The sequence below is a fragment of the Kitasatospora azatica KCTC 9699 genome (genome assembly GCF_000744785.1).
Lineage (GTDB): Bacteria > Actinomycetota > Actinomycetes > Streptomycetales > Streptomycetaceae > Kitasatospora > Kitasatospora azatica.
This window is the reverse complement of the sequence record NZ_JQMO01000003.1, coordinates 4,972,841-4,997,245: the sequence shown is the minus strand read 5'-3', so window position 1 is coordinate 4,997,245 and position 24,405 is coordinate 4,972,841. Positions and strand designations below refer to the sequence as shown.

General features: G+C 71.2%; 25 protein-coding genes and 2 riboswitches. Of the genes, 15 read left to right on the top strand and 10 right to left on the bottom strand.

The window, feature by feature from the left end; translation table 11 throughout:
* Positions 1 to 427 precede the first annotated feature (427 nt).
* Entirely contained in the window at positions 428 to 1,243 is an 816-nt protein-coding gene (locus BR98_RS32905) for a putative quinol monooxygenase (RefSeq protein ID WP_035850703.1), read from the top strand.
* A 63-nt stretch (positions 1,244 to 1,306) separates the two neighbouring features.
* Here the strand turns inward: BR98_RS32905 and BR98_RS32900 are convergent, their stop codons facing one another.
* Both BR98_RS32900 and BR98_RS32895 read right to left on the bottom strand, forming a co-directional pair.
* Complete coding sequence (locus BR98_RS32900) at positions 1,307 to 1,954, bottom strand: class I SAM-dependent methyltransferase (RefSeq protein ID WP_035850700.1); 648 nt, start codon at positions 1,952 to 1,954, stop codon at positions 1,307 to 1,309.
* A gap of 121 nt (positions 1,955 to 2,075) precedes the next feature.
* Positions 2,076 to 2,555 (bottom strand): hypothetical protein, encoded by a 480-nt coding sequence (locus tag BR98_RS32895; RefSeq protein ID WP_157538025.1) that lies wholly within the window; start codon positions 2,553 to 2,555, stop codon positions 2,076 to 2,078.
* A 135-nt stretch (positions 2,556 to 2,690) separates the two neighbouring features.
* Positions 2,691 to 2,838, top strand: a riboswitch (cobalamin riboswitch).
* A gap of 33 nt (positions 2,839 to 2,871) precedes the next feature.
* Between BR98_RS32895 and cobN the strand changes: the two genes are divergently transcribed.
* Positions 2,872 to 6,477: a cobaltochelatase subunit CobN gene (gene cobN / locus BR98_RS32890; RefSeq protein WP_035850687.1), complete on the top strand. Its 3,606-nt coding sequence runs from the start codon at positions 2,872 to 2,874 to the stop codon at positions 6,475 to 6,477.
* Positions 6,478 to 6,554: 77 nt separating this feature from the next.
* Here cobN and nicT read toward each other — a convergent pair whose 3' ends face one another.
* The 6 genes from nicT to BR98_RS32860 all read right to left on the bottom strand — a co-directional run bounded on the left by nicT (position 6,555) and on the right by BR98_RS32860 (position 11,274).
* Positions 6,555 to 7,646: a Nickel transporter NicT gene (gene nicT, locus BR98_RS32885; protein WP_407639522.1), complete on the bottom strand. Its 1,092-nt coding sequence runs from the start codon at positions 7,644 to 7,646 to the stop codon at positions 6,555 to 6,557.
* Positions 7,647 to 7,687: 41 nt separating this feature from the next.
* Positions 7,688 to 7,902, bottom strand: a riboswitch (cobalamin riboswitch).
* 48 nt (positions 7,903 to 7,950) lie between these two features.
* The gene (locus BR98_RS32880) at positions 7,951 to 8,610 is read right to left on the bottom strand and encodes a class I SAM-dependent methyltransferase (RefSeq protein ID WP_035850684.1); all 660 of its coding nucleotides are present in this window, start codon (positions 8,608 to 8,610) and stop codon (positions 7,951 to 7,953) included.
* Positions 8,611 to 8,669: 59 nt separating this feature from the next.
* Entirely contained in the window at positions 8,670 to 9,386 is a 717-nt protein-coding gene (locus BR98_RS32875; protein ID WP_051970662.1) for a zf-HC2 domain-containing protein, read from the bottom strand.
* The gene (locus BR98_RS32870; RefSeq protein WP_063774875.1) at positions 9,383 to 9,940 is read right to left on the bottom strand and encodes a sigma-70 family RNA polymerase sigma factor; all 558 of its coding nucleotides are present in this window, start codon (positions 9,938 to 9,940) and stop codon (positions 9,383 to 9,385) included. The genes BR98_RS32875 and BR98_RS32870 overlap by 4 nt, the downstream gene beginning before the upstream one ends.
* A 39-nt stretch (positions 9,941 to 9,979) precedes the next feature.
* Complete coding sequence (locus tag BR98_RS32865; RefSeq protein ID WP_157538024.1) at positions 9,980 to 10,585, bottom strand: hypothetical protein; 606 nt, start codon at positions 10,583 to 10,585, stop codon at positions 9,980 to 9,982.
* A gap of 170 nt (positions 10,586 to 10,755) precedes the next feature.
* Positions 10,756 to 11,274, bottom strand: coding sequence for a MarR family winged helix-turn-helix transcriptional regulator (locus tag BR98_RS32860; RefSeq protein WP_035850680.1), 519 nt, complete (start codon positions 11,272 to 11,274; stop codon positions 10,756 to 10,758).
* A gap of 45 nt (positions 11,275 to 11,319) precedes the next feature.
* Here BR98_RS32860 and BR98_RS32855 point away from each other — a divergent pair, with 45 nt between their 5' ends.
* Positions 11,320 to 12,213, top strand: coding sequence for an EamA family transporter (locus BR98_RS32855; RefSeq protein ID WP_051970658.1), 894 nt, complete (start codon positions 11,320 to 11,322; stop codon positions 12,211 to 12,213).
* A 7-nt stretch (positions 12,214 to 12,220) separates the two neighbouring features.
* Here the strand turns inward: BR98_RS32855 and BR98_RS32850 are convergent, their stop codons facing one another.
* Positions 12,221 to 12,895 (bottom strand): DUF4232 domain-containing protein, encoded by a 675-nt coding sequence (locus BR98_RS32850; RefSeq protein ID WP_051970655.1) that lies wholly within the window; start codon positions 12,893 to 12,895, stop codon positions 12,221 to 12,223.
* Between the two features lie 616 nt (positions 12,896 to 13,511).
* Here BR98_RS32850 and BR98_RS32845 point away from each other — a divergent pair.
* The 3 genes from BR98_RS32845 to BR98_RS32835 all read left to right on the top strand — a co-directional run bounded on the left by BR98_RS32845 (position 13,512) and on the right by BR98_RS32835 (position 16,290).
* Positions 13,512 to 14,078 (top strand): DUF4365 domain-containing protein, encoded by a 567-nt coding sequence (locus BR98_RS32845; RefSeq protein WP_035850678.1) that lies wholly within the window; start codon positions 13,512 to 13,514, stop codon positions 14,076 to 14,078.
* Positions 14,079 to 14,089: 11 nt separating this feature from the next.
* On the top strand, positions 14,090 to 15,265 hold the full coding sequence (locus tag BR98_RS38600; protein WP_083977739.1) for a hypothetical protein: 1,176 nt from the start codon (positions 14,090 to 14,092) through the stop codon (positions 15,263 to 15,265).
* A gap of 221 nt (positions 15,266 to 15,486) precedes the next feature.
* Positions 15,487 to 16,290 carry an NUDIX domain-containing protein gene (locus BR98_RS32835; RefSeq protein ID WP_083977266.1) on the top strand — a complete coding sequence of 268 codons (804 nt, stop codon included), beginning with the start codon at positions 15,487 to 15,489 and terminating at the stop codon, positions 16,288 to 16,290.
* On the opposite strand, the gene BR98_RS32830 is transcribed toward BR98_RS32835, so the two are convergent.
* Entirely contained in the window at positions 16,274 to 17,404 is a 1,131-nt protein-coding gene (locus BR98_RS32830) for a helix-turn-helix domain-containing protein (protein ID WP_035850676.1), read from the bottom strand. The two genes, BR98_RS32835 and BR98_RS32830, sit on opposite strands and share 17 nt — an antisense overlap.
* Positions 17,405 to 18,134: 730 nt before the next feature.
* Between BR98_RS32830 and BR98_RS36800 the strand changes: the two genes are divergently transcribed.
* From BR98_RS36800 to BR98_RS32785, 9 genes are all read left to right on the top strand, one after another.
* Positions 18,135 to 18,470 carry a hypothetical protein gene (locus tag BR98_RS36800; protein WP_051970652.1) on the top strand — a complete coding sequence of 112 codons (336 nt, stop codon included), beginning with the start codon at positions 18,135 to 18,137 and terminating at the stop codon, positions 18,468 to 18,470.
* Positions 18,467 to 18,748 (top strand): hypothetical protein, encoded by a 282-nt coding sequence (locus tag BR98_RS32820; RefSeq protein ID WP_035850673.1) that lies wholly within the window; start codon positions 18,467 to 18,469, stop codon positions 18,746 to 18,748. The genes BR98_RS36800 and BR98_RS32820 overlap by 4 nt, the downstream gene beginning before the upstream one ends.
* Positions 18,745 to 19,905 (top strand): hypothetical protein, encoded by a 1,161-nt coding sequence (locus BR98_RS32815; protein ID WP_035850671.1) that lies wholly within the window; start codon positions 18,745 to 18,747, stop codon positions 19,903 to 19,905. The genes BR98_RS32820 and BR98_RS32815 overlap by 4 nt, the downstream gene beginning before the upstream one ends.
* 39 nt (positions 19,906 to 19,944) lie before the next feature.
* Positions 19,945 to 20,130 carry a hypothetical protein gene (locus BR98_RS32810; protein WP_035850669.1) on the top strand — a complete coding sequence of 62 codons (186 nt, stop codon included), beginning with the start codon at positions 19,945 to 19,947 and terminating at the stop codon, positions 20,128 to 20,130.
* Between the two features lie 100 nt (positions 20,131 to 20,230).
* Entirely contained in the window at positions 20,231 to 22,609 is a 2,379-nt protein-coding gene (locus BR98_RS32805) for an FtsK/SpoIIIE domain-containing protein (protein ID WP_035850666.1), read from the top strand.
* A gap of 258 nt (positions 22,610 to 22,867) precedes the next feature.
* Positions 22,868 to 23,059 (top strand): hypothetical protein, encoded by a 192-nt coding sequence (locus tag BR98_RS32800; RefSeq protein WP_035850664.1) that lies wholly within the window; start codon positions 22,868 to 22,870, stop codon positions 23,057 to 23,059.
* 17 nt (positions 23,060 to 23,076) lie between these two features.
* A complete protein-coding gene (locus BR98_RS36795) occupies positions 23,077 to 23,616 on the top strand; it encodes a DUF6197 family protein (protein WP_051970650.1) in 540 nt (179 codons plus the stop codon).
* Between the two features lie 24 nt (positions 23,617 to 23,640).
* Positions 23,641 to 24,171, top strand: a complete 531-nt coding sequence (locus BR98_RS32790) for a hypothetical protein (RefSeq protein ID WP_035850662.1) — start codon at positions 23,641 to 23,643, stop codon at positions 24,169 to 24,171.
* A 22-nt stretch (positions 24,172 to 24,193) separates the two neighbouring features.
* On the top strand, positions 24,194 to 24,382 hold the full coding sequence (locus BR98_RS32785) for a hypothetical protein (protein WP_035850661.1): 189 nt from the start codon (positions 24,194 to 24,196) through the stop codon (positions 24,380 to 24,382).
* Positions 24,383 to 24,405 lie beyond the last annotated feature (23 nt).

The following is a 24,405-nucleotide window of genomic DNA, read 5'->3' as shown; positions in this document are numbered from 1 at the left end:
CGCGCGGCTGATCGTCCGCGCACCCGGTGCCCTCTCTCCGGCACCTTCGCACGCTCGTGCGCGCTGCGACTCTTCCCCTGCCGCCCGCCTGCCCTTGCCGCAGGCCGCCCGGCACGCAGCGCTTCTCTCTCCGGCGCTCCCCCGCCACGCAACGCTCCGTTCCGCCCCGTCGCCGTACCTCGCGACGCCACGGAACCCGCGCCTGCCCTGCGGCGGCTCGCCGTGCTCAGACCCGCCCCGAGCACGGTGAGCCCCTTCAGGTGAGCCGCACAGCGCACGCCCCGGGGTCCGGCCTCCCGCACCGCATCTCCCTGCCGCCCGGCTTCCCGTCAACGCACGGGCAGCCGCGGCTCGATGCGCCATGCCCGCACGGCCGGCGAAACCGAATCGCACCAGAGAACCAGAGAACTCGAGAACGGGGAACACCATGAAACTCCGTACCGCCCTGCTCCCGGTGGCCCTCACGGCCGCCCTGCTGGCCGGCGCGCAGACCGCCGGCGCCGCCGGCGCCGAGCGCGGCGCGCCGCGTGTCGCGGCCAACCAGGACGAGGGCGTGCTCTCCTTCGTCTCCATCACCACCTGGGAGCACATCCCGGCCGCCACCAGGGACCGCTTCATCGCGGCCGCCCAGGACGCCGGCTACGACGCGCTCAAGCACGAGCCGGGCACCGAGAGCGCGCACGTGGTGCCCGACCCGGAGCACCCGGACCGGGTCCTGATCGCCTCGACCTTCCTCAGCGAGGCCGCCTACCAGCGGCACCAGCAGGGCAGCTACGAGCGGGAGTTGCGCGCCGCCGCGAGCAGAGACGGCGCCACCGGCCCGAACAACCTGGTGGCCAACTACAACCTGCCGGCCACCAGGGGCGACGGCCGGTTCGCCACCCCGCGCGGCGACGCCGGCAGCGTCTACACCGTCGCAGCCGTCTTCACCAACGTGACGGCCCAGTACCGCGACGAGTTCCTCAAGATCGCGGAGGCCGACGGCTACGGCTCGCTCACCGGCGAGCCCGGCACCCTCGGCTTCCACGCCGTGCCGGACCCCCAGGACCCGACCCGCTTCGTCTTCCTGGAGACCTTCACGGACAAGGACGCCTTCTACCTGCACAAGAACGGCGCCCCGGCCCAGGCCTACCTCGACGTGGTCGCCAAGGCCGGCATCATCGGCCCGGACTTCTCGATCACCGAGTCCCACACCGGCTTCGACAAGCCCGGCGGCTGGTCCGTCCCCGACCAGGACTCCTGACCAGCGACGGGGCTCGTGGCAACGCCACGGGCCCCGCCCGTCGGGGCCGTCGGTCCCGGCGTCCTACGGTTTGCGGGCCAGCAGGCAGGCGTGCCGCCTCTTCATCCCTTCCGCCGGCTCCTGCAGCAACCGCGCGGTGACCACGAGCCCGGCTCCGCCGAGCAGCTCGGCGATCCGCTCCAACGGCAGGAGGTACGACCCGTACGACACCGGGTGTCCGTACGCCTCGGTGAAACGCACCTGCTCGTCATCCCCGACGTAGCCTCCCAGCATCAGCCAGCCGCCGGGCGCGAGCGTGCGGGCGAACTCGGCGAACACCACCGGCAGCCACTGCGGCGGAGTGTGATGGGTGGAGTAGTAGGCGAGGATCCCGCCGAGCTCCTCGTCCCCGAGCTCGAGCGCGGTCATCGATCCGACCGCGAACCGCAGCTCCGGGTACGCCTGTCGGGCCAGCCCGATCATCTCCGGCGACAGGTCGATGCCGAACACCGACACCCCCAGATCCGCCAGGTGCGCCGTCACACGGCCCGGCCCGCAGCCCAGATCGGCTACCGGCCCGAGGTCGGCTGCCCGGACCAGTTCGGCGAACGTGGCCAGCATCGCGCGTCCCAACGGGTCGATCGCGGCTGGGGAGTTGACGAGCTTGACGTAGTCGCCGGCGACGGTGTCGTACGACTCGCGAAGCTCGGCCAGATAGGAGGGCTCAGTCATGCGCGCGACCCTAGTACGTCGTCGGGCGCCTGGCTGGCTGCCCGCCCGGACTTCTCGCCGACCCACGACGGCCCGAGCCGGGATCAGTGGGACGCGCTCATCCCGGGCTGATCGCAGCACGTCAGCAGTGGAACGGCCCGAGGTAGATGGTCCCGTCGTCGGTGCTGTTCGCGTTGTCGGTCTCGGCGAAGAGCCTGATGCAGTGGCCCCGGCCGGGGACGCTCACCGGGCCCGCGTAGTACTTGTAGAGCGGGCTGGCGCCGCCCGGGTCGGCGGAGATGGCGACGGTGGTGCAGCTGCTGCCCGAGTCCTGGGCGCACTCCTCGAGGGTGACGTCCACGTAGCTGGAGATCCCGTAGAGGCTGCCCGCCTTCACGTTGACCGCGCAGTTGTTGCCGGTGGCGGAGTCGTAGTAGAGGTGCACGTTGCTGTACACGGTGCTGCCCGAGCTGCTGGTGACCGCATAGGGGGAGCCGCTGACCTCGCTGCCGGAGCAGCCCCAGCCGCCGGCCGCGGCCGGGCCGGCCGAGGCGAAGGTCAGACCGCCACCGACCACCGCCAGCGCCGCGCCCACCGCGAGCTTCCGCATGAATCCACGCATGTCCACCATCCCCTGTCGAGACTGTCGGGTCGAGACTGTCGGTCACCTGCCTCCGGCTGGTGGCCCGTTGCGGAAGAGACTGCCGAGGACCTGTATCGCGGCTGTATCGCGGCTATATCGGGTGCATCCGGCCCGTTAGGATGACGCCGGGCGGGCCGGCCGGCGCGCTCACGCCAGTGACGGCGCAGGGGAGGAAACCGGTGCGAAGCCGGTGCGGTCCCGCCACTGTGACCACGGCTCGACAACCGTGGGAGCCAGGAACTCCTTGCCGTCCTTTTCACCAGCCCGGGGCGCGGACCCCGAGGAAGGCCGCCGCATGATCCTGCTGCTCTCCACCTCCGACACCGACCTGTTGTCGGCCCGGGCCAGTACCGGCCCGGTCGGCTACCGGCTGGGGAACCCGGCCCGGCTGCGGCCGGAGGACCTGCCCGAGCTGGTCGAGGGCACCGACCTGGTGGTGGTCCGGCTGCTCGGTGGGCGTCGGGCCTGGGAGGAGGGCCTGGACGCGCTGCTGGCGGGGCCGCGCCCGGTCGTCGTGCTCAGCGGCGAGCAGGCGCCGGACGCCCAGCTGATGGAGCTGTCCACGGTCCCGGCGGGCCTGGCGGCCGAGGCGCACGCCTACCTCGCGCACGGCGGCCCGGCCAACCTGGCCGAGCTCGGCGCCTTCCTCTCCGACACCGTGCTGCTCACCGGTCACGGCTTCGCACCGCCGGCCTCGGCCCCGGACTGGGGTCCGCTGGAGCGGGAGCCCCGCCGCACCGAGGGTCCGTCCGTCGCGGTGCTGTACTACCGCGCGCACCACATGAGCGGCAACACGGCCTTCGTGGACACCCTGTGCGCGGCGATCGAGGACGCCGGCGGCCAGGCCCGCCCCTTCTACTGCTCCTCGCTGCGCGGCGCCCCCGCCGAGCTGCTGGCCGAACTCGGCCGCGCCGACGCGATCGTGACCACGGTGCTGGCGGCCGGCGGCACCCGCCCCGCCGACGCGCAGGCCGGCGGCGACGAGGAGGCCTGGGACGCGGGCGCACTCGCCGCCCTCGACCGGCCGATCCTGCAGGCGCTCTGCCTCACCTGGTCGCGCGAGCAGTGGGAGGGCAGCGACGACGGGCTCTCCCCGCTGGACACCGCCACCCAGGTCGCGGTGCCGGAGTTCGACGGGCGACTGATCACCGTCCCGTTCTCCTTCAAGGAACTGGACCAGGACGGGCTGACGGTCTACGTCGCCGACCCCGAGCGCTCCGCCCGGGTCGCGGGGATCGCGGTGCGGCACGCCCGGCTGCGCCACATCCCGGCCGGCGAACGGCGGTTGGCGCTGGTGCTGTCGGCGTACCCGACCAAGCACGCCCGGGTCGGCAACGCGGTCGGTCTGGACACCCCCGCGAGTGCGGCCCGCCTGCTGCGCCGGCTGCGCGAGGAGGGCTGGGAGCTCGGGGACGGGTTCCCCGGCATGGAGCCCGTGGCGGGCGAGCACGAGGGCGACGCGCTGATCAAGGCGCTGATCGAGGCCGGCGGCTACGACCAGGACTGGCTGACCGAGGACCAGTTGGCCCGCAACCCGGTCCGGATCCCGGCCGCCGACTACCGCCGCTGGTACGCGACGCTGCCGGCCTCGCTGCGCGAGCGGGTCGAGCAGCACTGGGGTCCGGCGCCGGGCGAGCTGTACCTGGACCGCAGCCGCAACCCGGAGGGCGACATCATCCTGGCCGCCCTGCGCGCCGGCAACCTGCTGGTGCTGGTGCAGCCGCCGCGCGGCTTCGGCGCCAACCCGGTGGCCATCTACCACGACCCCGACCTGCCGCCCAGCCACCACTACCTGGCCGCCTACCGCTGGATCGCGGCCGCGCAGGCGGACGGCGGCTTCGGCGCCGACGCCGTCGTACACCTGGGCAAGCACGGCAACCTGGAGTGGCTGCCGGGCAAGACGGCCGCGCTCTCCGCCGACTGCGGGCCGGACGCGGCACTCGGCGACCTGCCGCTGATCTACCCGTTCCTGGTCAACGACCCGGGCGAGGGCACCCAGGCCAAGCGCCGGGCGCACGCCACCCTGGTGGACCACCTGGTCCCGCCGATGGCCCGGGCCGACTCCTACGGGGACATCGCGCGCCTGGAGCAGCTGTTGGACGAGCACTCCAACATCGCCGCGATGGACCCGGCCAAGCTGCCGGCCATCCGGGCGCAGATCTGGACCCTGATCCAGGCGGCCCGTCTCGACCACGACCTCGGCCTGGACGAGCGGCCGGAGGACGACGGGTTCGACGACTTCCTGCTCCATGTCGACGGCTGGCTCTGCGAGGTGAAGGACGCTCAGATCCGTGACGGCCTGCACGTGTTGGGCCAGGCACCGGCCGGCCAGGACCGGGTCAACCTGGTGCTGTCGATCCTGAGGGCGCGTCAGATCTGGGGCGGCGTCAGCGCGTTGCCGGGTCTGCGGGAGGCGCTGGGCCTGGACGAGGCGGCACTCACCCTGGGTGCGACCGACGCGGCCGAAGCCAGGGCGCGCGAGCTGGTCGAGGCGATGGAGGCGGCCGACTGGGCGCCGGAGGCCGTCGCCAAGGTGGCCGAGGGCCTGCCGGCCGCCGTCGCCGAGGTGCTGGACTTCGCCGCCCGCCAGGTGGTGCCCCGACTCGCCGCCACCACCGACGAGTTGGACGCCGTGGTGCACGCGCTCAAGGGCGGTTTCGTGCCGGCCGGGCCGTCCGGCTCCCCGCTGCGCGGGCTGGTCAACGTGCTGCCGACCGGGCGCAACTTCTACTCGGTGGACCCCAAGGCGGTGCCCTCGCGGCTGGCCTGGGAGACCGGGCAGGCGCTGGCGGCCTCGCTGGTGGAGCGCTACCAGGCGGACAACGACGGCGCTTTCCCGCCCTCGGTCGGCCTCTCGCTCTGGGGCACCAGCGCGATGCGCACCGCCGGTGACGACATCGCCGAGGCCTTCGCGCTGCTCGGCGTCCGCCCGGTCTGGGACGACGCCTCCCGCCGGGTGACCGGCCTGGAGCCGATCCCGCTCGCCGAACTCGGCCGCCCCCGGATCGACGTGACGCTGCGGATCTCCGGCTTCTTCCGGGACGCCTTCCCGCACGTGGTGGCGCTGCTGGACGACGCGGTGCGGCTGGCCGCGCAGCAGGAGGAGCCCGCCGAGGACAACTTCGTCCGGGCCCACGTGCAGGCCGACCTGGCCGAGCACGGCGACGAACGGCGCGCCACCGTCCGGGTGTTCGGCTCGCGGCCGGGGACCTACGGGGCCGGTCTGCTGCAGCTGATCGACAGTCGGGACTGGCGCACCGACGCCGACCTGGCCGAGGTCTACACGGTCTGGGGCGGCTACGCCTACGGCCGTGGGCTGGACGGGCGGCCGGCCCGCGAGGAGATGGAGACGGCGTACAAGCGGATCACGGTGGCCGCGAAGAACACCGACACCCGCGAGCACGACATCGCCGACTCCGACGACTACTTCCAGTACCACGGCGGCATGGTGGCCACCGTCCGGGCGCTGACCGGCTCGGCGCCGGCCGCCTACATCGGCGACTCGACCCGCCCGGAGACGGTGCGCACCCGCACCCTGACCGAGGAGGCGGCCCGGGTCTTCCGGGCCCGGGTGGTCAACCCGCGCTGGCTGGAGGCGATGCGCCGGCACGGCTACAAGGGCGCCTTCGAGATGGCCGCCACCGTCGACTACCTGTTCGGCTACGACGCCACCACCGGCGTGGTCGCGGACTGGATGTACGAGCGACTGACCCAGGAGTACGTGCTGGACCCGGTCAACCGCGAGTTCCTCACCGACGCCAACCCCTGGGCGCTGCACGGGATCAGCGAGCGGCTGCTGGAGGCGGCCGAGCGTGGCCTGTGGGCCGAGCCGGACCCGGAGCTGCTGGCCGAGCTGCAGGCGGCGTTCCTGGAGGCCGAGGGCGACCTCGAGGACCGGTGACCCGCGACTGGTGACACACCGAAGGGGGGCGCCCGGACCACCGGACGCCCCCCTTCGGGTCAACTGGTTCGTGCCGACTAGCGGACGGACCAGCGCTGTTCGACCTTGGCGAAGCGCCAGTAGCCGAGTGCGCAGGCCCAGACTCCGATGAAGAGCCCGGTGATGATGTAGCCGGCGCTGTTCAGGCTGATCGAGGAGATCCAGTCGGTGACCGGGTCGCCCAGGTCCAACTGGTCGTGCAGCACGGTGACCAGCTCGATGGTGCCGATGAAGAAGGCCACCGCGATGGACAGCCCGGTGATGGTCAGGTTGTAGAAGACCTTGCGGACGGGGTTCGCGAACGCCCACTGGTAGGCGAAGTTCATGAAGGTGCCGTCCAGCGTGTCGAACAGGCTCATCCCGCAGGCGAACAGCAGCGGCATGCAGAGGATCGCGTACCAGGGCAGCCCGGAGGCCGCGCCGGAGCCGGCCATCACCATCAGGGTGACCTCGGTGGCGGTGTCGAAGCCGAGGCCGAAGAGCATCCCGATCGGGAACATCTGGCCCGGCCGGCTGATCGACTTGGTCAGCCGACCCAGGATCCGGTTCATGAAGCCCCGGTTGTCCAGGTGCTTCTCCAGCTCGTGCTCGTCGAACTGCCCGGCCCGCATCGCTCTGAAGACCCGGTAGATGCCGGCCAGCGCAACCAGGTTGAGCGCCGCGATCAGGTACAGGAAGCTGCCGGAGACCGTGGTACCGGCCACCGAGAGCACCTTGTGGGTGCGGGAGTTGTCGTCCATCAGACTGGTCGCCAGCTGTGCCCCGCCGCCGACCAGGGCGGCCATGATGACCACCATCGAGGAGTGGCCGAGGGCGAACCAGAAGCCGACCGAGACCGGGCGCTTGCCCTCGGCCATCAGCTTGCGGGTGGTGTTGTCGATCGCGGCGATGTGGTCGGCGTCGAAGGCGTGCCGCATCCCCAGGGTGTAGGTGGTGACCCCCAGGCCGACACCGAAGACCTGGGTCCCGACGGTGTAGTGGTGCGGCGCCACCATCATCACCAGGACGCCGAAGGCGACGATGTGCATCCCCGCGATCACCCCGAGCAGGCCGCCGGTGCGGATCCAGTCCTTGCGTTCGAAGCGGGTGATCGGCTTCGCGGCGATCGGAACAGCGGTTGTTCTGGGCATGGCCATGGGAAGGGGCAGCCTCTCCAGCACCTCGTGGACAGTAGTCGTGCGGTGCCGTGGCCGGTCTCCTGGCTTACGGGTCGAACGTCCTGCCCACCCGGCCTTCCCGGACGCTGCCGCGCCCAGTGGCCGCCGCCGTGAGCACGGCGGTGGCGGTGGGAGAACTCCCCGATCACAGTGGCGAGGGCCGCTCCGGTCTGGGACCCCTGAAGGTCCGTCACCGGTCTTCCCGAACACCACGGCGTCCACCACCGTAGGTGCCGGGACACCTGGTCAGCAACCCTGCCGCAGTGTCGGGGATGTCTCAGCCGCGCTCGGCGACCAGGGCGTAGCGCTCGTCGTCCACCGGGTGCCCCCACAGCTCGGGCTCGGTGGCGAGTTGCTCCACCCGTGCGGTCAGGCCGAGTTCGCCGACCGCCTCGGCCAGCGCCTCGGCGCCGACGCCACCGCTCCAGGGCAGCTTGTCGGCGCCCGGTACGTACGCGACCGGCTCGGCGGGCTGTCGCCAGCGGCCCTCGACCAGCACCAGGCGACCGCCCGGGCGCAGCCGTTCGGTCCAGGCCCGCAGCGCGGCGTGCGGGTCGGGCAGCGTCCAGAGCAGGTGCCGGACCAGCACCACGTCGAACGCGGCGGCGGCGACCGGCGGCCGGGCGGCGTCGCCGACCAGCAGGACCGCGTCGCCGTGACCGGCGGCGGCCAGCTTGGCGCGCGCCTGCTCGACCATGGCCTCCGCGCAGTCCACGCCGGTCACCCGGTGGCCCGCCTCGGCGGCGAGCAGGGTGAGCGAGCCGGTGCCGCACCCGAGGTCCAGCACCTCGGACGGGGCGGCGGGCAGCCAACCGGCCAGTCGCGCGGCCCAGGCGGCGCGGGTGGCGGCGGCGCGCAGACCGTGGTCGGGTTCCTGGTCGAAGGCGGGGGCGGCGGCGTTCCAGTAGGCGGCGATGGCGCCGGTGAGGGCAGTCATGCCACCAGGCTGCCAGCCTCCACTGACACTGCTCCCAGCCTCCGCTGACACCGGCTGTGCTAGGTCACGGGCACCGAGACCAGGATCTGGCCGGTGGCCAGGTCGCGTACCTCGAAGTGGCTGATCTCGCCCGGCTGGAAGCCCACGCCGCCTGCGGTGGTCAGCTGTGGCACCGTGTTGCCACGCACGGTGTAGCCGGCGTCGGGCACGGTCCAGCTGGTGACCGTCTGCTGTGCGCCCGTGGTGGAGACGGCCACCAGGTCACAGCTGCGCGGGCCGGTCACGCCGCCCAGCGTGAGGGTGATCGCGCTGCCCCAGGCCTTCGGGGCCACACCGATGGTGGCGTTCGCACCGGTCGGCCCGGTGGCGCCGTGGCTGACCACGGCGACCGCCGCCGGTGGGGCGGGCGCGGGGCTCGCCTCCATCACGGCCGCCGTCACGGCCGGTCCGCCGAGGACCAGCGCCGCCGCCACGGCGACCAGCCAGCGTCGCCGCACCCGCCCACGCCGGCGGGTGGCGGCGACCTCGTCCAGCAGTGCGTCCAGCAGCCGGGGACTGGGTTCCACCGGCTCCGCACCGCTGGCCGCGTACTCGGCGAGCAGCGGTTCCAACCCGCCGAGTTGGTCCACTTCGCGCCGGCAGCGCGAGCAGCCGGCCAAGTGCTCCTCGAAGGCCGTCCGGTCCGGCTCGTCGAGCAGCCCGAGGACGTAGGCGCCGGCGTCCAGGTGCCGGTCCGACTGTTCCTGGGGGTCAGGTGGGACCCGCGAGCTTGTCACGACGTCACCCCTCTTTCCTCCAGTGCGACCCGCAGCGAGCGCAGCGCGTAGAACACCCGCGATTTCACCGTACCTTCCGGGATGCCCAGTTCGGCCGCCGCCTCGGCGACCGAACGGCCCTTGAGGTAGGTCTCCACGACGACCTCCCGATGCGCCTGGGTGAGTGCGCCCAGTGCGTCGGTGATCGCCATCATCCGCAGCGCCCGGTCGAGCTCGTCCTCGGCGGGGAGCAGTTCGAGCGGCCCGGGGTCGGTCTCCGGTGGGCGGGCGGCGCTGCGCCGGTGACTGTCGATGACGATCCGGCGCGCCACCGTGACCAGCCAGGGGCGCAGCGACCCGCCCTGGGCGTCCAGCCGGTCCGCGTGCCGCCAGGCGCGTACCAGGGTCTCCTGGACCACGTCCTCGGCGCGCTGCCGGTCGCCGCCGACCAGGTGCAGCACGAATCCGAAGAGCGGGCCCGCGTGATCCCGGTAGAGGGCCCGCATCAGCTCCTCGTCCGTATCGGCCGCGTCGCCGCCGCGGGGTTCATCGGTCACAAGACCATCCTGGCGCACCTGTGCCTCCCGGTCGAGTCACCCTTCCCTGACGCACCGTCAGTATCCGTAGCCGTTGCCGCTCGACGGGCTGCTGGGGGTGCTCGGCACCGTGGACGGGGAGGTGCTGCTCGCCATCGCCTTGCCGCCGGTCGGGGTCACCGCCCACCAGATGCCACTGAAGCCCTGGCCCTTGGTGTCGCCGGGCTTGGCGTCGGGTGCGTAGCGGTACAGCGGCCAGCCGTTGAGGGTGAGCTGCTTGGTGCCGTCGGCCCGGGTGATGGTCCCGATCATGCTGGAGTTCACCCCGCTGCCGGTGGGCTGGCTGGGCGCGGTGGCGGCCGGCCACAGCTCGGCGCAGCTGCCGGTGCAGGCGGAGGTCGTGGTGTTCGCGGTGTCGTGGTCGAAGCGGTAGAGCGTGAAGCCGTTGCTGTCGGTGACGATCTGCCCGAGCTTGGCGTCGGTGGCCACCTTGAGGGCGGCCCCCGTCGCCGGGGCACTCGGCTGCGCCGGGGAACTGGGCTGCGGGGTGGCGGGCGCCGTGGTCGACGGGGCGGGCGTGGGGCTGGAGCTGCTCGAGTGGCCGCTGGAACCGCAGGCGGTCGCGAAGGCGAGCACGGCGGCCCCGGAGGCCGCGAGCATCCCGGCTCGGCGGATGGCTGACATGGTCCTTCTCCGTCCGTTGACTGGCGGCCGCCCGGCCGCTGCACCCGGGGGTACGCGCCGGCCGGGGCCGCCGTTCAACGCACGGGACGGTTTCTGCAAGTCAGCCCCTCAATCGGCCTCCACCCAGTCCCCCGGTCAGTCTCCTACCCAGCCCCCGCCCAGCCCCCCGGTCAGTCCCCCAGTGAGAGCAGCAGGGTGCGCAGCGTGTCGGCCAGCGCGGTCTGCTCGACCGGGGCGAGGGCGGCGAGCAGCCGCGTCTCGGTGGCGATGTGGGCGGGCAGCACCTGGTCGATCAGCTCCCGACCCTTCCCGGTGAGCTCCACGTGCACCACGCGGGCGTCGGCCTCGCTGCGGTTGCGGCTGACCAGGCCTGCGACCTCCAGCCGGTCCAGCCGCTGACTGACCGCGCCCGAGGTGACCATCGTGGACTGCATCAGCTGGGCCGGGGTGAGCCGGTGCGGCGGGTCGCTGCGGCGCAGCGTGGCGAGGACGTCGAAGGAGGGCGTGTCCAGGCCGTGCGCGGCGAAGGTCTTCCGCATCTCGCCCTCCACCAGCCGGGTCAGCCGTTTGAGCCGACCGATCACCCCCACTGGCGAGAAGTCCAGGTCGGGACGCTGCCGGGCCCACTGGCCGAGCACCATGTCGACGTGGTCGGCGGTCGGTTCGGTGTCCGGATCGCGCGGTGTCATGGAAACAGGGTAGCGAATCTCTTAGCGCTGAGATACTTTCTCTTAGTGCTAAGAAATCGGATCGGGATCATTCTGCTGACCGCCCTCGCGCCGAGCGTCTGGGGCACCACCTACTACGTCACCACCGAGTTCCTTCCCCCGCACCGCCCGCTCCTGGCCGCCCTGCTGCGGGCACTGCCCGCCGGACTGCTGCTGGTCGTGATCACCCGGCGGCTGCCCACCGGGGTCTGGTGGTGGCGGGCGCTGCTGCTCGGCACGCTCAACATCGGCGCCTTCCTGGCGCTCATCTTCATCGCCGCCTACCGGCTGCCCGGCGGCGTCGCCGCCACCATCGCAGCCCTGCAACCGCTGCTGGTGGCGCTGCTCTCCACCGGCCTGCTCGGGACCAGGCTGACCCCGCGGACCGTACTGACCGGACTGGCGGGGGTGCTCGGGGTGAGCCTGCTGGTCCTGAAGTCCGGCACCCGACTGGACTCCCTGGGAATCCTCGCGGCACTGGCCAGCGCACTGGTGATGGCCACCGGAGTGGTGCTCAGCAAGCGCTGGCCTGCCCCCGTGCCGGTGCTGGCCGCCACCGGCTGGCAGCTGGTCGCGGGCGGGCTGGTCCTGCTGCCGGTGACCCTGCTGGTCGAGGGGCCGCCGCCGACCGTGCTGACCGCGCGCAACCTCGGCGGCTACGCCTACCTGGGGCTGATCGGCGCCGCCCTGGCGTACGCGCTCTGGTTCCGCGGCATCCGCGAACTCCCGCCGACCAACGTCACCTTCCTCGGCCTGCTCAGCCCCGTGGTCGCCACGGCGGTCGGCTGGCTGGCCCTGGACCAGGAGCTGACGGGCATTCAACTCATCGGCGGCGCAATGATCCTGGCCGCCCTGCTGGTGGCCCAACTCCCGCCGGGCGCCCTCGGCCGGGTGCGGCGTCTCGCGTCCCGTCCGGCCTGAGAGCTGCTCACTTCACCGGGCCGACCGAGGCCGAGTGGATGTCAGGTCCGGCGCAGTGCTGCGTCTTCCAGGGCAGGAAGAGCGCCGCCTTCTCCCCCGGCGGGTAGATCCGCAGGCCCTCCGCCTGGGCGAGTTGGCACTGGGCGGGGTCGTAGCCCCCGATGCCGTTGGCATCGTGGAAGGTGGCGCCCGCGGTGCCGCCGGGCTGGAGGGTGACGGTGCTGTAGGGCTCGCCGGTGCGTTGGGCCGGGTTGCCGGACTGGACGCCGGCGGTGGCGACGTAGGAGACGCCCGGGTAGCCGGTGAGGGTGCAGGGGCGGTCGGAGGTGTTGGTGAAGGTGAGGGTGGCGTAGTACTGGCCGGCGCCGAAGCTCGGATTGGTCTGGGCGACGGCGAGTTGGGCGGTGCTGCAGGCGGACGGTCCGGCGGGCGGCGCGGGCGTGGGGGTGGGGGTGGGGGTGGGTGTAGGGGTTCGGGCGGAGGTGGGGCTGGGTGCGGGCGCGGGCGTGGCGGAGGAGCCAGGGGCGGACGGGGAGGGGGCGGGTGCGGGTGCCGAGGTCGCCGGTGCGGGCGAGGTCGCCGGTGCGGGCGCACCGCTCGAACTCCCCGTCGAGGACGAGCACCCCGCGAGGACGAGCAGTGCGACCGTGCCGAGCGCGGTCCGGAGAGTTCGAGGCGACATCGTGGGTTCTCCTTCCACCACTGCGCCTATTCCCGCCCCGGACCGCGCTACCCGTCCGGCCTCAGATCAGCGTCTGCCAGTAGTACCAGGAGTGGCGCCCCAGCGATGCAACCAGCAGCACTTCGGCCACCCCCTCCGCTGACCTGCGGTTATTGGTCACCAGTTGTCAGCGATGCGCAGTGCTGGCCACCCTCGCACGGCCCAAGGGCGGCCCAGCCCCCGCAGCCGTACGGGCGCCGTGGGAACCGCCCCCCGGCGCCGCGTCGGGCCACTTGGCCTCCAGATCGCGGGGCAAGACGTTAAAGCAGTGTTCTGCGATCTGCCTTGCCCCCAGCAGCTCCACACTGTGGCCGCCACGGACCTGGTGTCGGCACCTCTCGATCCATGCGGGACTCGGACGAGAATGTCGCTGCGGTGACCGTCGCTGTCTGCCACGAGAGAACAGGCAGCCGAAGAGTACAGAGCCCAGCCCCTTAGGGTCGCCCGTTGCACCGACATAGCGCATCTCCAGCCGGTCACACCCGAGGGGTACACGTGCCCGTCCAGCCGTCGCTAGTGTGTGGAACACAGAGCCGAGGGGGTTGCGGAGACCGTGCGGGATGAGCCAGGCCCGGACATGGGCGAAGACGAGGATGACGCGCTGCTCGCCACGCAGACAGAGCTGCTGGACGGCAACCTGCCCAAGAACGCCAGACAGGAGCACTTCAGCCTCGCATATCTCCGTATGGTGACTTACGCAGCTGGCTGCTCCATCAAGGTGCACGAGACCGACTACGAAGGCCTCGACATTACCGTCACGTCGGCGGCGGACTACGGTTTCTATTACGGCCCAGAGTTCAATGTTCAGATGAAATGCACAACTCGGACCGAGCTGCTACGCAAGAATCACATGGCGTGGCCAATGAAGCCGGATACATATAAAAAGCTAATCCAACCAAATAGAATGGCCCCCTCGTACCTAATGGTGCTTCTAGTGCCAGGAGGGCCGGAAACCTGGCTTGAGATGGACGAGAGTCGCCTGCTGACTCGCAGTCGGATGTACTGGCAGGAGGCCGCACTGTTGCCCCCCTTCAAGGAGGGCAATGACACACAGACAGTCAGGCTTCCACGGAGTAACCTGTTTGATGTCCCTCAGCTCTTGGGGATCATGAAGAAGATCGGCGAAGGGGGTGGAGTCTGGTGAGCAGGTCAACCATGGAGAGCTACCGCGAGGCGGCAAGCGCACTCACCCCACGAGCTGTCTCCCAATTTCTGGCGGCACATCAGTGGGAGCTTGAAGCAACGCAGGCTGGCATTAAGCAGATTTGGCGCCTGCGTGGAGGGAATGGCGCATCCGATGCTCGGATCATGCTTCCCCTGGCTACGGACTACGTCGATTTCAAACAGCGATTTAACGACACCCTATTTGCCCTGGGCGGCATCCACGACTGGGACGCCATTAAGCTCTATGAGCAAATTGTCGCTACCCGGGCAGACCTGTTCTTTGTGCGCCTTGATCAAGCTATGCTTGACGGAACCATTCCGTTCCGCCAAGCCGAGCTCGCTCTCGATTCGCTCTACAAGATGATGCGTTCCGCCGCCAAAACAGCAGAGAATCCGACAGGAAGCGGAAAGGGTCGAACATCGGGCTCGGTGGCCGATTTCCTCGAAGATGGCATGCGCCTCGGTCACACAAAGCGGGGAAGCTTCATCTTCACAATCGTCTCCCGCCTGGGCGATCAGCCTCAGGAGACCGGGGAACTGAACGGAATCCTACCGTTTCCTCGCCGCGTTATGGAGACTCTTGCCAGAGGGCTCGAAACAACTCGGCAACTGACGCAGCAGTGGGATGAATCCGTCTTGGAAAGTCCGGGATCCAGAGGCCTTAGCACGGGACTGGTTGAATCTCTAGAAGAGTTGACCAAACCAGCACATCTTCGGCAGCTTGATCTCTCCTTCGAATGGGCGGCAGCAGAACCTCGCCCTGATGTTGGCCTCGCAACCATCATCATGGATCGCGATATTTTTCCGGAACTCCCAGCAGTGCGCGAAAGGCTAATGAGGCAGGAGGAGCCTCGTCGGCATGTGACGCTGGTCGGCACCGTGAAGAAGCTGAGCCGAGATGACAGTGCCAATGACGACGAAGATACAGCCCTGGTTACGGTTGCTGCTGATGTCAACCGCAAGCAACGGCTCGTCCATATGACACTTTCAGGCGCCGATCACGACTGGGCCATTCTGGCTTATCAGCAAAGGCTGCCCTTCACTGTCTCGGGCGATCTCTCATTTGAACGCGGGGCTTGGCGGCTTACCGGCAGTATTTCGGTCGATTCGAGCTTCTTGCAGCATCATGTAGGCCGTGACCAGCACAGCCCTGAGAGCACCGAGTAGCGAGAATCCTGGCCGCGTGATTCTACGCGCCAGGTCGACCTACCCAGAGGAGCGCTCGTGGTCATGACATAAGCCGACGCTATTCAGGGCACTGCGCCGGCCCGGCGGTAGCGGACCCGACCGCGCAGTGATTCCAGGCGCCCAGAGAGGGTCCACAACTGATGGTTCTCAACCTAGGCTGGTCCGACGAAGTCGTCACAGGCAGAGGGGCAGACGAGAGCATGGGTGGGAAGACCGACCAGGTCGAGCAGACGGTCCGGGGCTGGATCAGTTCCGGCAAGCTGACCGCCGGCGCCAAGCTCCCGTCTGAGCGCACCCTAGCGGCAGACCTCGCAGCGGGCCGAACAACTATCCGCCTCGTACTGTCGAAGCTCGCCGCCGAGGGACTGATCACCCCTCAGCACGGCAGTGGCTACTACGTCAGCGGGGACGAGCGCAGCGGTCGGCAGATCGTGAGTGAGCCGCTGGTGGAGCTGGAGCCCTGGCAGATCCACGGTGAGCGGGCCGTGTACGACAACGAGTGGGTCCGGCTCACCCTGGTGGATGTCGAGCCTCCCGGGGTCGAGCGGTTCGAGCACCACGTGGTCCGCTTGCAGCACGTCGCCATCACCGCTGTGGTGGACGATCAGGAGCGGGTGTTGATGCTCTGGCGCTACCGGTTCGTCCCCGGCAAGTTCGGTTGGGAGCTTCCCGGCGGAATCGTGGACGCCGGGGAGGACGCTGCGAGTGCCGCGGCCCGGGAGATCGAAGAGGAGACCGGCTGGCGACCGGAGAACATCGAGCACGTCGTGACGTATCAGCCCATGATCGGCATGATCGACTCACCTCACGAGATCTTCGTCGCCCACGGGGCAATCTGCGTCGGCCACCCCAGTGATCCGGAGGAATCCGGCCGGATCGCCTGGATCCCACTGGCCGAGGTTCCGCAGCTGATGGCGAACGGCGAGCTGGCCGGGTCTGGGACTCTCGTGGCCCTGCTGCATCTACTGGCTACCCGTCAGCAGCGCTCTACAGCCCATCAGTAAGACGCTCAATCCGCCTCCGCTGGCGAACCGATCCTGTTCGGTTCGCCAGGAGGCGGGCCTGCTGGAGGTGCTGCCGGGCTTGGTCGATTTCACCGCGCACCATGTGCGCCTGGGCGAGATCGCAGCGAAGCCCGCTCATCGCCCGTGTGAAGGCAGGATCCATCCGGTCCAGTGCCGCGTACAGCTCCGCAACGGCATCGTCCTCGCCGAGGATGGCCAAGGCGTTACCGCGCCACCGCGTCAGGTGGCTGGTGTTCAAGAACAGGCTCAGCATGTCCGGGTCTCGTGCCTCCTCCCCCGGCGGGAGGACCGCCTCCGCCCGGTCGAGGGCCTGCCGGCAGTCATCCGCCAACCCGGCCTTGGCGCAGAGTTCGGCTTCCGCGGCGAAGAGCCAGGCGGCAAGCCGCGGGGAGACCTTCGAGCCTCCCGTCCGCTGTGCGTCTCGAACCAGGTCGACGGCCAGCTCTGCGCGTCCAGCATCGGAGAGCACATACGCCTGCTCGGCCATCGCGTGAGCCAGGTACATCGGCGACTCCGCCTCGCTCGCCGCCCGCTTGGCCAACTCGTAGTGCCGCCAAGCCCGCTCCACTGCCCCGACGTCAAGAGCCTGCCACGCGGCGAGCGTCGCTGCGCCAGCCAGAGCAGTGGCAACCGGACGGCGGGCATCGGGAAGCACCGCGAAGGTGAGCGCGTCCTCAAGCGAGCTGAGGTGCGCTCGCATCTGATCGACCAGACCTGCTGCGCCCATCTGGCGGTCGAAGCTCCGCAACAGCTCGGTCTGCGCCAGGAAAGTGTCCACCATGCTCAGGCTCAGGCTCCGAGCTGAGTCGATGCGGCCGAGCAGCTCGTCATAGCCATCCGCCGCCGGCGCGGCAGCCGGCACTGGTTCGCCGAACAACTCGTCGTTGGTCTTGCCGAGCAGGGATCGAAGGATCGCCGAGTAGGTCTCGGAGACCGACCGGCGCCCGTTCTCCCACTCCGAGACGTAGACCTTGAGGCTCGCCTGCGATGCCACGTCCAGGAGATGTTCCCGGGCGTACTCCAAAATCGCGCGCACTAGGCGGTCCTGCGACCAACCCCGCTCCACCCGAGCGACGCGCAGACGGTTCGTCATGTGCCTACCTCTGCCGCGGCGATAGCTGCTCCCCCAGCATGCAGCACGTTCTCCCATCTCACCGGGGGTTAACAGAACTGGGTTAACCCCTGCTGGCTACCGGCTCGTTGGCGCACGGCGTTCTATGGATTCAGGGCCGGAACTGACGGCCCGACAGGAAGTGCTTGACACTGGTGCGCACCAGTTGCCAGACTACTGGTGCGCACCAGTTGGGACCGCCAAAAGGCGGACCCACAGTGCTGAACGTCGCCCGGTCTGCCGGGACTTGATCAAAACCCCAACATCCATAGGCCTTCTTTGGGCTGCCCGGATGCAAGGGAACGCACCACTGCTGAGGCGGACGACGCTGCGAGTCCGCAAAGGCCAGGGGACAGGGTTTCGGCCCGACTGGCGAGGTGGCCCGGTGACCGCGAGCAACGGCCGGAGAGTGAGGGACACGAGCCCTCCATGCAGTGATTCTCCCTGTTCAGGCCTACGAAAGGAGCCCCGATGCACCTGATCGACAGCAGGTCCCATAGGTGGCCTCACCCAGCGGTTGCTCGGTGAGGCTTTCGCGTTCTGGTCGCTTCACCAGTGACCACGGTTCTCGGCGTGCCGCTCTCCCCGTGGGGTGGGCGGCACGCCGGGTTTCCGCGGCTGCTCGTTGAGTGCCGATTCCGATACGGCTGCGGCCCCGGTGGTGGTGCACCGGGGCCGCATAGGGCCGTCCTGCGTGAAGGGAGCACGACCCATGCGTGACATCGTCGCAGGCCATCAGGCCTGGTCCAAGCAGGAGTTCGCGGAGTTGGCGCTGGGCGTCGACACCGAGCTGTTCGCCGGTCCGGAAGGGCCGGAGGGCGCCGAGGAGCGGGCCGCGCGGCTGGACGCCGCCCGCGACATTCTGGTGGTGCTGCGCCGGGAGGACCCGGAGCTGGCCGCCTACGCCGCCGGGCTGCTGCCGGTGGAGCCCGAGCCGCTGCCGCCGGCCCCGGTCCGGCTGCGCCACCTGGTCCTCCTGATCGGCGGCGCGCCGCGGTCCGGGAAGAGCGTCGCCGCGCTGGCGATGGCGGGGCGGGTGGCCGCGTGATCGCCGTCAAGCGCTTCGGGTGGGCGCTGGTGCTGCTCGCCCTCGCCTTCCCCGCCGCCGCCCGCACCGCCCTGGCCGCGCTGGCCGTGGCCGGGTCCGTGATCGAGGCCCACCCGCGGGCCGTGTGTGCGGCGGCCGGCGTGCTGCTGGCCGTCAGCGCCGCGCGGGCCGTCAGCCGCCGGGTGGCCCGCTCGCGCCGCCGCCGGCAGGTGCGCCGGCTGGTCCGCGCGGGCCGCCTGTTCAACCCGTCCCGACTGGCGCCCGAGGGGGTCCGATGAGCGTCTCCGAACTCCAGCCGCGCACCGCCCGCACCCGCACCGCGGCCGCGAAGCCCGCCGCGAAGGAGCAGGCCGAGGCCGAGGCGCTGCGCGCCAAGACCGAGGCCGCCAACATCGCCAACCAGGCCAAGGCCGCTAAGGCCGCGGTGGGTATCGCCGCCGACGAGGCGAAGGCGGAGGAGATCCGCCGGGCCGCCGCCGACAAGCGGCGCGAGGCCGACCGGGTGCGGGCCGAGGCCGATGCAGCCCGGGAGAAGGCCGCACGAACGGCCGCGCAGTGGCGCCAGTACGCCAAGACCATCGCCGTGGTCTGCGTGGTCGTCTCGCTGCCGTTGCAGATGATGGCGTTCTGGTCGCCCAAGGCACCGTTCCTGCTGGCCGCCCCGCTCGTGCTGGAGGGGCTGGCGTGGGTGCTGCTCAAGGGCGCCGAGGCCGCGATCGACGACGACCGCCCGTCCTGGCACTACCGGGCGCTGGCCGGCGCGGTCGCGCTGTTCGCCGCGCTGGTGAACTTCGTCCACGGCTCGGCCGCGTTCGGCCTGGGCACCGGGCTGGGCGGGGCGTTCTGCTCGCTGGCCGGCCCGATGGTGTGGGACCTCCACGAGCACGGCCGCATCCGCAAGCGCGAGGGCCGCAAGACCCGCCGCCAGCGCCGCGAGGAGGCCCGCAAGGCCGGCGCCGCGGCGGCCGAGAAGAAGCTGGCCGAGGAGCGCGCGGCCGATGAGCTGGCCGCCCGTGAGACCTCCCGGTCGGTGCAGTGGCCGGACGTGTGGGAGCGTGCGGTGGCCCTGGCCGCGGCGCTCGGCGAGCTGCACCCGAGCGAGTCCACCTGGAAGCGCGCGTGGGACGACACCGAGGGCGCCCAGCTCGGCGACACGGCCCGGTCGATCGCCGCGCGGGTGGCCGCGAAGGCCGCGGCGAAGGACGCCGCCAAGGACCCGGCGAATCCGGTCGAAAAGGCGGAAAAGCCGCAGGTCGAATCCCTAGTGACCCCCACCCGCAGTGCTGCCCGCACGTCCAGCGTTGACGGGCGCCGCAGCAACGGCGGGATGCCGCCGGTTCGCCGCACCGGCGACACCCCGCGGTTCTCCCCGGCGGCCCGGCGCGCCATGTCCCTGGCCGCCCGCAACCGCCGCGGCCAGCAGGCCGCCGGCTGACCCCTGAACCGCCGTCACACCCCTGAGGAGAAATCACTCATGAGCACCGTTCCGCCCGCGGTCCGCGCCGCGATCGAGCACCGCATCGACCAGGCCCACGCCGCCGGCTTCGATGCCGTCATGGCCGAACTCGACGCACTGGAGACCGAGTTCGGCCCCGAGACGATGCGCCGGGTCTGCTCCGAGCCCGACCCCGACAACACCCCTCGCTCCACCGACCACTGACCTGCCCCGGGACGGCCGCCCAGCTTGCCGGCACGACGGCCGCCCCGGGTTCCCCAACCAGCACGACCCAACCTCGTTGAGCTGCATGGAAGGACCCTCAGTGAACCACGACGACACCCCGGCCGACCGCATGCCGGACTGGCCGCACGGACCCATCGACGGCGACGGCGAGCCGGGCGGGGAGGTGCTCCCCTTCCCCGACCGCTTCGCCAAGCCCGACACCGAGCCGGAGCCCGCTCCCTCACCGGTCGAGGAGGCCCAGGTCGAGCCGGTCGGCGAAGGCTCGGTGTACCTGGCGGACAGCCGCGGCACCGCCGACCTCGACCCGCCGACCGAGGCGCCGAAGGTGGTGGCCAAGAGCCGCCTGGCGGACCTGGCCGGGGACCGGCCGCTGATCCCGGCGTGGCTCCGCACCCGTGACGGCCGCCGGACGATGGCCAGGGCGAACGCCGTCCAGTTGCGGCGGGCGGTGCGGCGCTGGCTCGCCCGGCAGACCACGACCCGCGGCCACCTGGCCCAGGCGGGGCGGGGGATACGGCGCTCGGGCCAGTGGGTGGCCGGGTTCGAGGGCGTCCACGTCCAGGCCGCGGCGAACCAGGCGCTGATCTCCGCCCGGGAGGCCAGGGACCTGACCCGCCGGGCGCGGTTCACGCTGCTGCCCGGCGACCGGGCGGTGGCGAACAAGCAGGCCGAGGCCGCGGTGGCCGCCTCGGTGGCGGCGGTGGCCGCGCACAAGAGGGCCAAGTCCAACCGGCGCCGGGTCCGCTTCGCCCGCGCCCTGGTCGCCTACGGCCTGCCCCTTGCGGTCGTGCTCACCGTCTACGTCGCGTTCGGCGGCGCCGGGCTGTGGCTGGGCATGGGGGCGGTGCTCGCCTTCGAGGCGTTCCTGGGCCGCCGCCCCGACCGGGAGACGGTCTGGGACGCGGATGTGCGCTCGCTGTCGGACGGCGACCCGATGACCGAGTCGATGCTGGACCGGGCGTTCAAGGCCGCCAAAGTCATCGGCGAGAACCAGCGGCTGTCGATGGTGACGCCGTGCGCGATCGACCCGGCGGTGCCCAACGCCTGGCACGCCGTCATCGACCTCCCCGACGGGGTGACGGTCAAGAAGGCCAAAGCGGCGGTGGACGAGATCGCCAGCCCGATGGGCATCGACCGCACCAACCTGGACATCCGCCAGGTCGGCTCCAACGGCCGACGGATGGCAATCTGGGCGTGCGGGCAGGACCCGTTCCTGGCCACCCGCCGCAACCCCCTGGTCGCCGGTAACGCCAAGTCCGTGAACACCTGGCGCGACGGGTTCCCGCTCGCCTTCGACAAGCGCGGGAACATCATCAAGCCGACCCTGTCGGACTACTCGTTCCTGTTCGCCGGCGCCACCCGCTCCGGCAAGGGCATGGGCCTGGCCAACCTGCTGGCCGCCGCGCTGCTCGACCCGCGGGTGCGGATCCGGCTGTTCGACGGCAAGGGCGCCGGCGAGTACGTCCCCCACGCCCGGGTGCTGGCCACGTTCGTGCGCCGCAACCCCAAGCGGCTGGTCCAGTTCCTGCGGCTGATGGTGGAGGAGATGAACCGCCGCACCGAGATCCTGGTGGAGGCCGGGCTCTCCAAGGCGAACGAGAAGCTGATCGACAGGCTCGGCGGGATCGAGCTGGTCATCATCGACGAACTCGCCACCTACACCGCCAAGAACGGCCCGTCCGGCAAGTACGCGGAGGAGATCACGGAGCTGCTCGCGCAGCTCGCCGCCGTCGGCGCGGCGGTGGGGATCGTGCTGGCGCTGGCCACCCAGTACCCGGACTCGGAGATCGTGACCCCGCGGCTTCGCGGCAACCTGGCCGCGCGCATGGCCATGCGCGTGGAGTCCCCCGGCGCCTCGAACGTGGTGCTCGGGGACGGCATGGTGGGCCAGGGCTACGACGCCTCGAAGATCCCGATCGAGAAGACCAGCCGGGGCCGCAACTGGCTGACCACCCCCGACACCGGCGTCATCGAGACCCGCAGCCTCTTCATTGACGAGGGGGCCGGGGAGATCCTGCCGCTGATCGAGCGCGGGGTGGAGCTTCGGACCGAGGCCGGGTGCCTGCCCGGCCACTACCCGGACCCGGTCGAGACCGCGATGGCCCGCACCACCGGGGTCAGCGCCGCGGCCGGCGGCCCCGACGGCTTCGGCACCGTCGCCCACCGCACCGTGCTGGACCGCATGGTCCAGGCCGCCGAGGAGGCCGGCGGCGCCATCGCCGTGCTCGACCTGGTGGCCCGGTTCGCCGAGACCGACCCCGACCGGTACGCCCGCACCGAGCGCGAGACCGCCAACGCCTGGCAGTCCCGCGCGGCCAAGGCCCTCAAGAACGAACTGGTGAACCTCGGGGTCGAGATCGACCAGACCCGCCTCACCCTGCCCGACGGATCGCGGCCCATGGGCTACACCCTGGCCGACCTGCGCGCCGCCGCCGCGGCCCTCGACAACGCCGCCTGACAGTCCGTTCTGCCCCGGTTTAGACCGCCGCCACACCGCCGCCGCCCCTGGAAAGCCGCAGGTCACAGCCCCGCACCCCGTGTCGGGACCGCCGCCGACCCCCGCCGCGAAACCCAGTCCGCCGCCACCTCTGGCGGGGGTCCGGCGGCGGTCGGCAATGCGCTGACCTGCGGCGATCCACGCCAGGCGGCGCCCTGGCGGCGGTCCAGAGCCGCCCCAAACCACCCCAAACCGCCTTCTCGGGAGAGGAGTCCGCCCGTGGTCCTCACCATCTCCGCCGCCGTCCTGTTCGGCACCGTCCTGGTACTCATGCTGCGCTTCGGCGCCGCCAAGCCCGGCGGCGCCGTGGTGGCCGCGCTGTTCGGGTTCTACCTCGCCTCGACCGGCATAGCCCCCGCCGTCCGCAGCACGATGACCGCCCTCTTCCACGCCCTGCCCGGCCTGCACTGAACGAGAGGAACCCGACCATGACCGCCACCCGCACCGCCGCCCTGCTCGGCCTGCCGGACCTCTCATTCGTCGCCGACGGCGGCCAGCTGGTCCGCGAGATCGAGAAGTACCTCGCCGCCCAACCCAGTTCGCCCCGCTACCCCGTCCCGGTGATCTGCGCGCTCGGCCAGGCCCCCGTCCAGTGGGACCTCGGCATGACCCGGCCGCAGCCGACCGCACTGGACCGGCTGCGCAAGCGGGCGCCGGCCCCGGTGCCGATCGACGCGGCCACCCACCTGCGCCTGGTCTCCCGCTACCTCACCGTCCACGGCTGGTGCCAGGGCCTGCTCTGGGACCCGCAGGGGCGCCGCTGCATCCTCGGCGCCCAACTCGCCGTCGTGCAGGCCGGATACGGCACCGAGGCCACCGCCATGCGCGCCCGCGCCTGCCTCATGGAGCAGTTCCGCCGGCTCCAGCCCGGCGCCCGCTCGGTGGACGAGTGGAACGACGCCGACGGCCGCACCGCGGCCGAGGTCCACCGCCAGCTCGACATCGCCGCCGCCCGCGCCCACCACTGAATCCAGCTAAAGGAGTTGACCGGATTGAGCGTCACCCTCGACACCGTCGGCCCGCGCTCGCTGCGCCGCCGCATCGAACCCCTGCTGACCGGCGCCGCCGACGCGGTGCAGCGGCACATGCGCGAGCGGATGCCGGACACCCTCGTGCGGCTCGCCGGCGCCGGGGACTTCGGCCCCGCCGTCGTGGAGGCCACCGGCGGCACCCCGCGCCTGTGGCGCCAGCTGTGGCAGGGCGAGCAGATGCGCAGCACCGCCCACATCGCCACCGGCATGACCCTGCCCACCCACGACGGGCGCGTGCTGGTCCTGCTGCACACCGAGGCCATGCGCGAGGACGACCAGGTCATGCCCACCCTGGTCCACGAATTCGCCCACGCCGTGCAGATGGGCCGCCCCGCCGTCGCCAACGCCGCACTTGCCCGCAACCGGCACCACCTCGGCCTCGGCAAGCAGTCCCGCCGCTGGCTCGCCGACCACAACGCGTCCGTCGCCCGCGACGAGGACGAGGCCTACCGCATCGAGAACCTGCTCACCCCCACCCTCGCCACCGCCTGATCAACTCGCCAAGGAGAAAGCCATGTTCAAGAAGAACGACACCGTCCGCATCACCCAGAACCTGTACGCCGACCCCGGCGACCGCACGTTCGTCGGCCAGACCGGCACCGTCGTCACCCCCACCGCCGACGGGGTCACCATCGCCGGACTCGACGGCCCGGACAGCACCCAGACCTACAAGTTCTTCAACGACGAGGTCGAGAAGGCCTGACCCGGCATCACCCCGACCCGTGG

Coding starts and splice junctions, on each gene's coding strand:
- BR98_RS32905 (WP_035850703.1), top strand. CDS start 428: ATGAAACTCCGTACCGCCCTGCTCCCGGTGGCCCTCACGGCCGCCCTG.
- BR98_RS32900 (WP_035850700.1), bottom strand. CDS start 1,954: ATGACTGAGCCCTCCTATCTGGCCGAGCTTCGCGAGTCGTACGACACC.
- BR98_RS32895 (WP_157538025.1), bottom strand. CDS start 2,555: ATGCGTGGATTCATGCGGAAGCTCGCGGTGGGCGCGGCGCTGGCGGTG.
- cobN (WP_035850687.1), top strand. CDS start 2,872: ATGATCCTGCTGCTCTCCACCTCCGACACCGACCTGTTGTCGGCCCGG.
- nicT (WP_407639522.1), bottom strand. CDS start 7,646: ATGCCCAGAACAACCGCTGTTCCGATCGCCGCGAAGCCGATCACCCGC.
- BR98_RS32880 (WP_035850684.1), bottom strand. CDS start 8,610: ATGACTGCCCTCACCGGCGCCATCGCCGCCTACTGGAACGCCGCCGCC.
- BR98_RS32865 (WP_157538024.1), bottom strand. CDS start 10,585: ATGTCAGCCATCCGCCGAGCCGGGATGCTCGCGGCCTCCGGGGCCGCC.
- BR98_RS32860 (WP_035850680.1), bottom strand. CDS start 11,274: ATGACACCGCGCGATCCGGACACCGAACCGACCGCCGACCACGTCGAC.
- BR98_RS32850 (WP_051970655.1), bottom strand. CDS start 12,895: ATGTCGCCTCGAACTCTCCGGACCGCGCTCGGCACGGTCGCACTGCTC.
- BR98_RS32845 (WP_035850678.1), top strand. CDS start 13,512: ATGGGCGAAGACGAGGATGACGCGCTGCTCGCCACGCAGACAGAGCTG.
- BR98_RS38600 (WP_083977739.1), top strand. CDS start 14,090: ATGGAGAGCTACCGCGAGGCGGCAAGCGCACTCACCCCACGAGCTGTC.
- BR98_RS32835 (WP_083977266.1), top strand. CDS start 15,487: ATGGGTGGGAAGACCGACCAGGTCGAGCAGACGGTCCGGGGCTGGATC.
- BR98_RS32830 (WP_035850676.1), bottom strand. CDS start 17,404: ATGACGAACCGTCTGCGCGTCGCTCGGGTGGAGCGGGGTTGGTCGCAG.
- BR98_RS36800 (WP_051970652.1), top strand. CDS start 18,135: ATGCGTGACATCGTCGCAGGCCATCAGGCCTGGTCCAAGCAGGAGTTC.
- BR98_RS32815 (WP_035850671.1), top strand. CDS start 18,745: ATGAGCGTCTCCGAACTCCAGCCGCGCACCGCCCGCACCCGCACCGCG.
- BR98_RS32810 (WP_035850669.1), top strand. CDS start 19,945: ATGAGCACCGTTCCGCCCGCGGTCCGCGCCGCGATCGAGCACCGCATC.
- BR98_RS36795 (WP_051970650.1), top strand. CDS start 23,077: ATGACCGCCACCCGCACCGCCGCCCTGCTCGGCCTGCCGGACCTCTCA.
- BR98_RS32785 (WP_035850661.1), top strand. CDS start 24,194: ATGTTCAAGAAGAACGACACCGTCCGCATCACCCAGAACCTGTACGCC.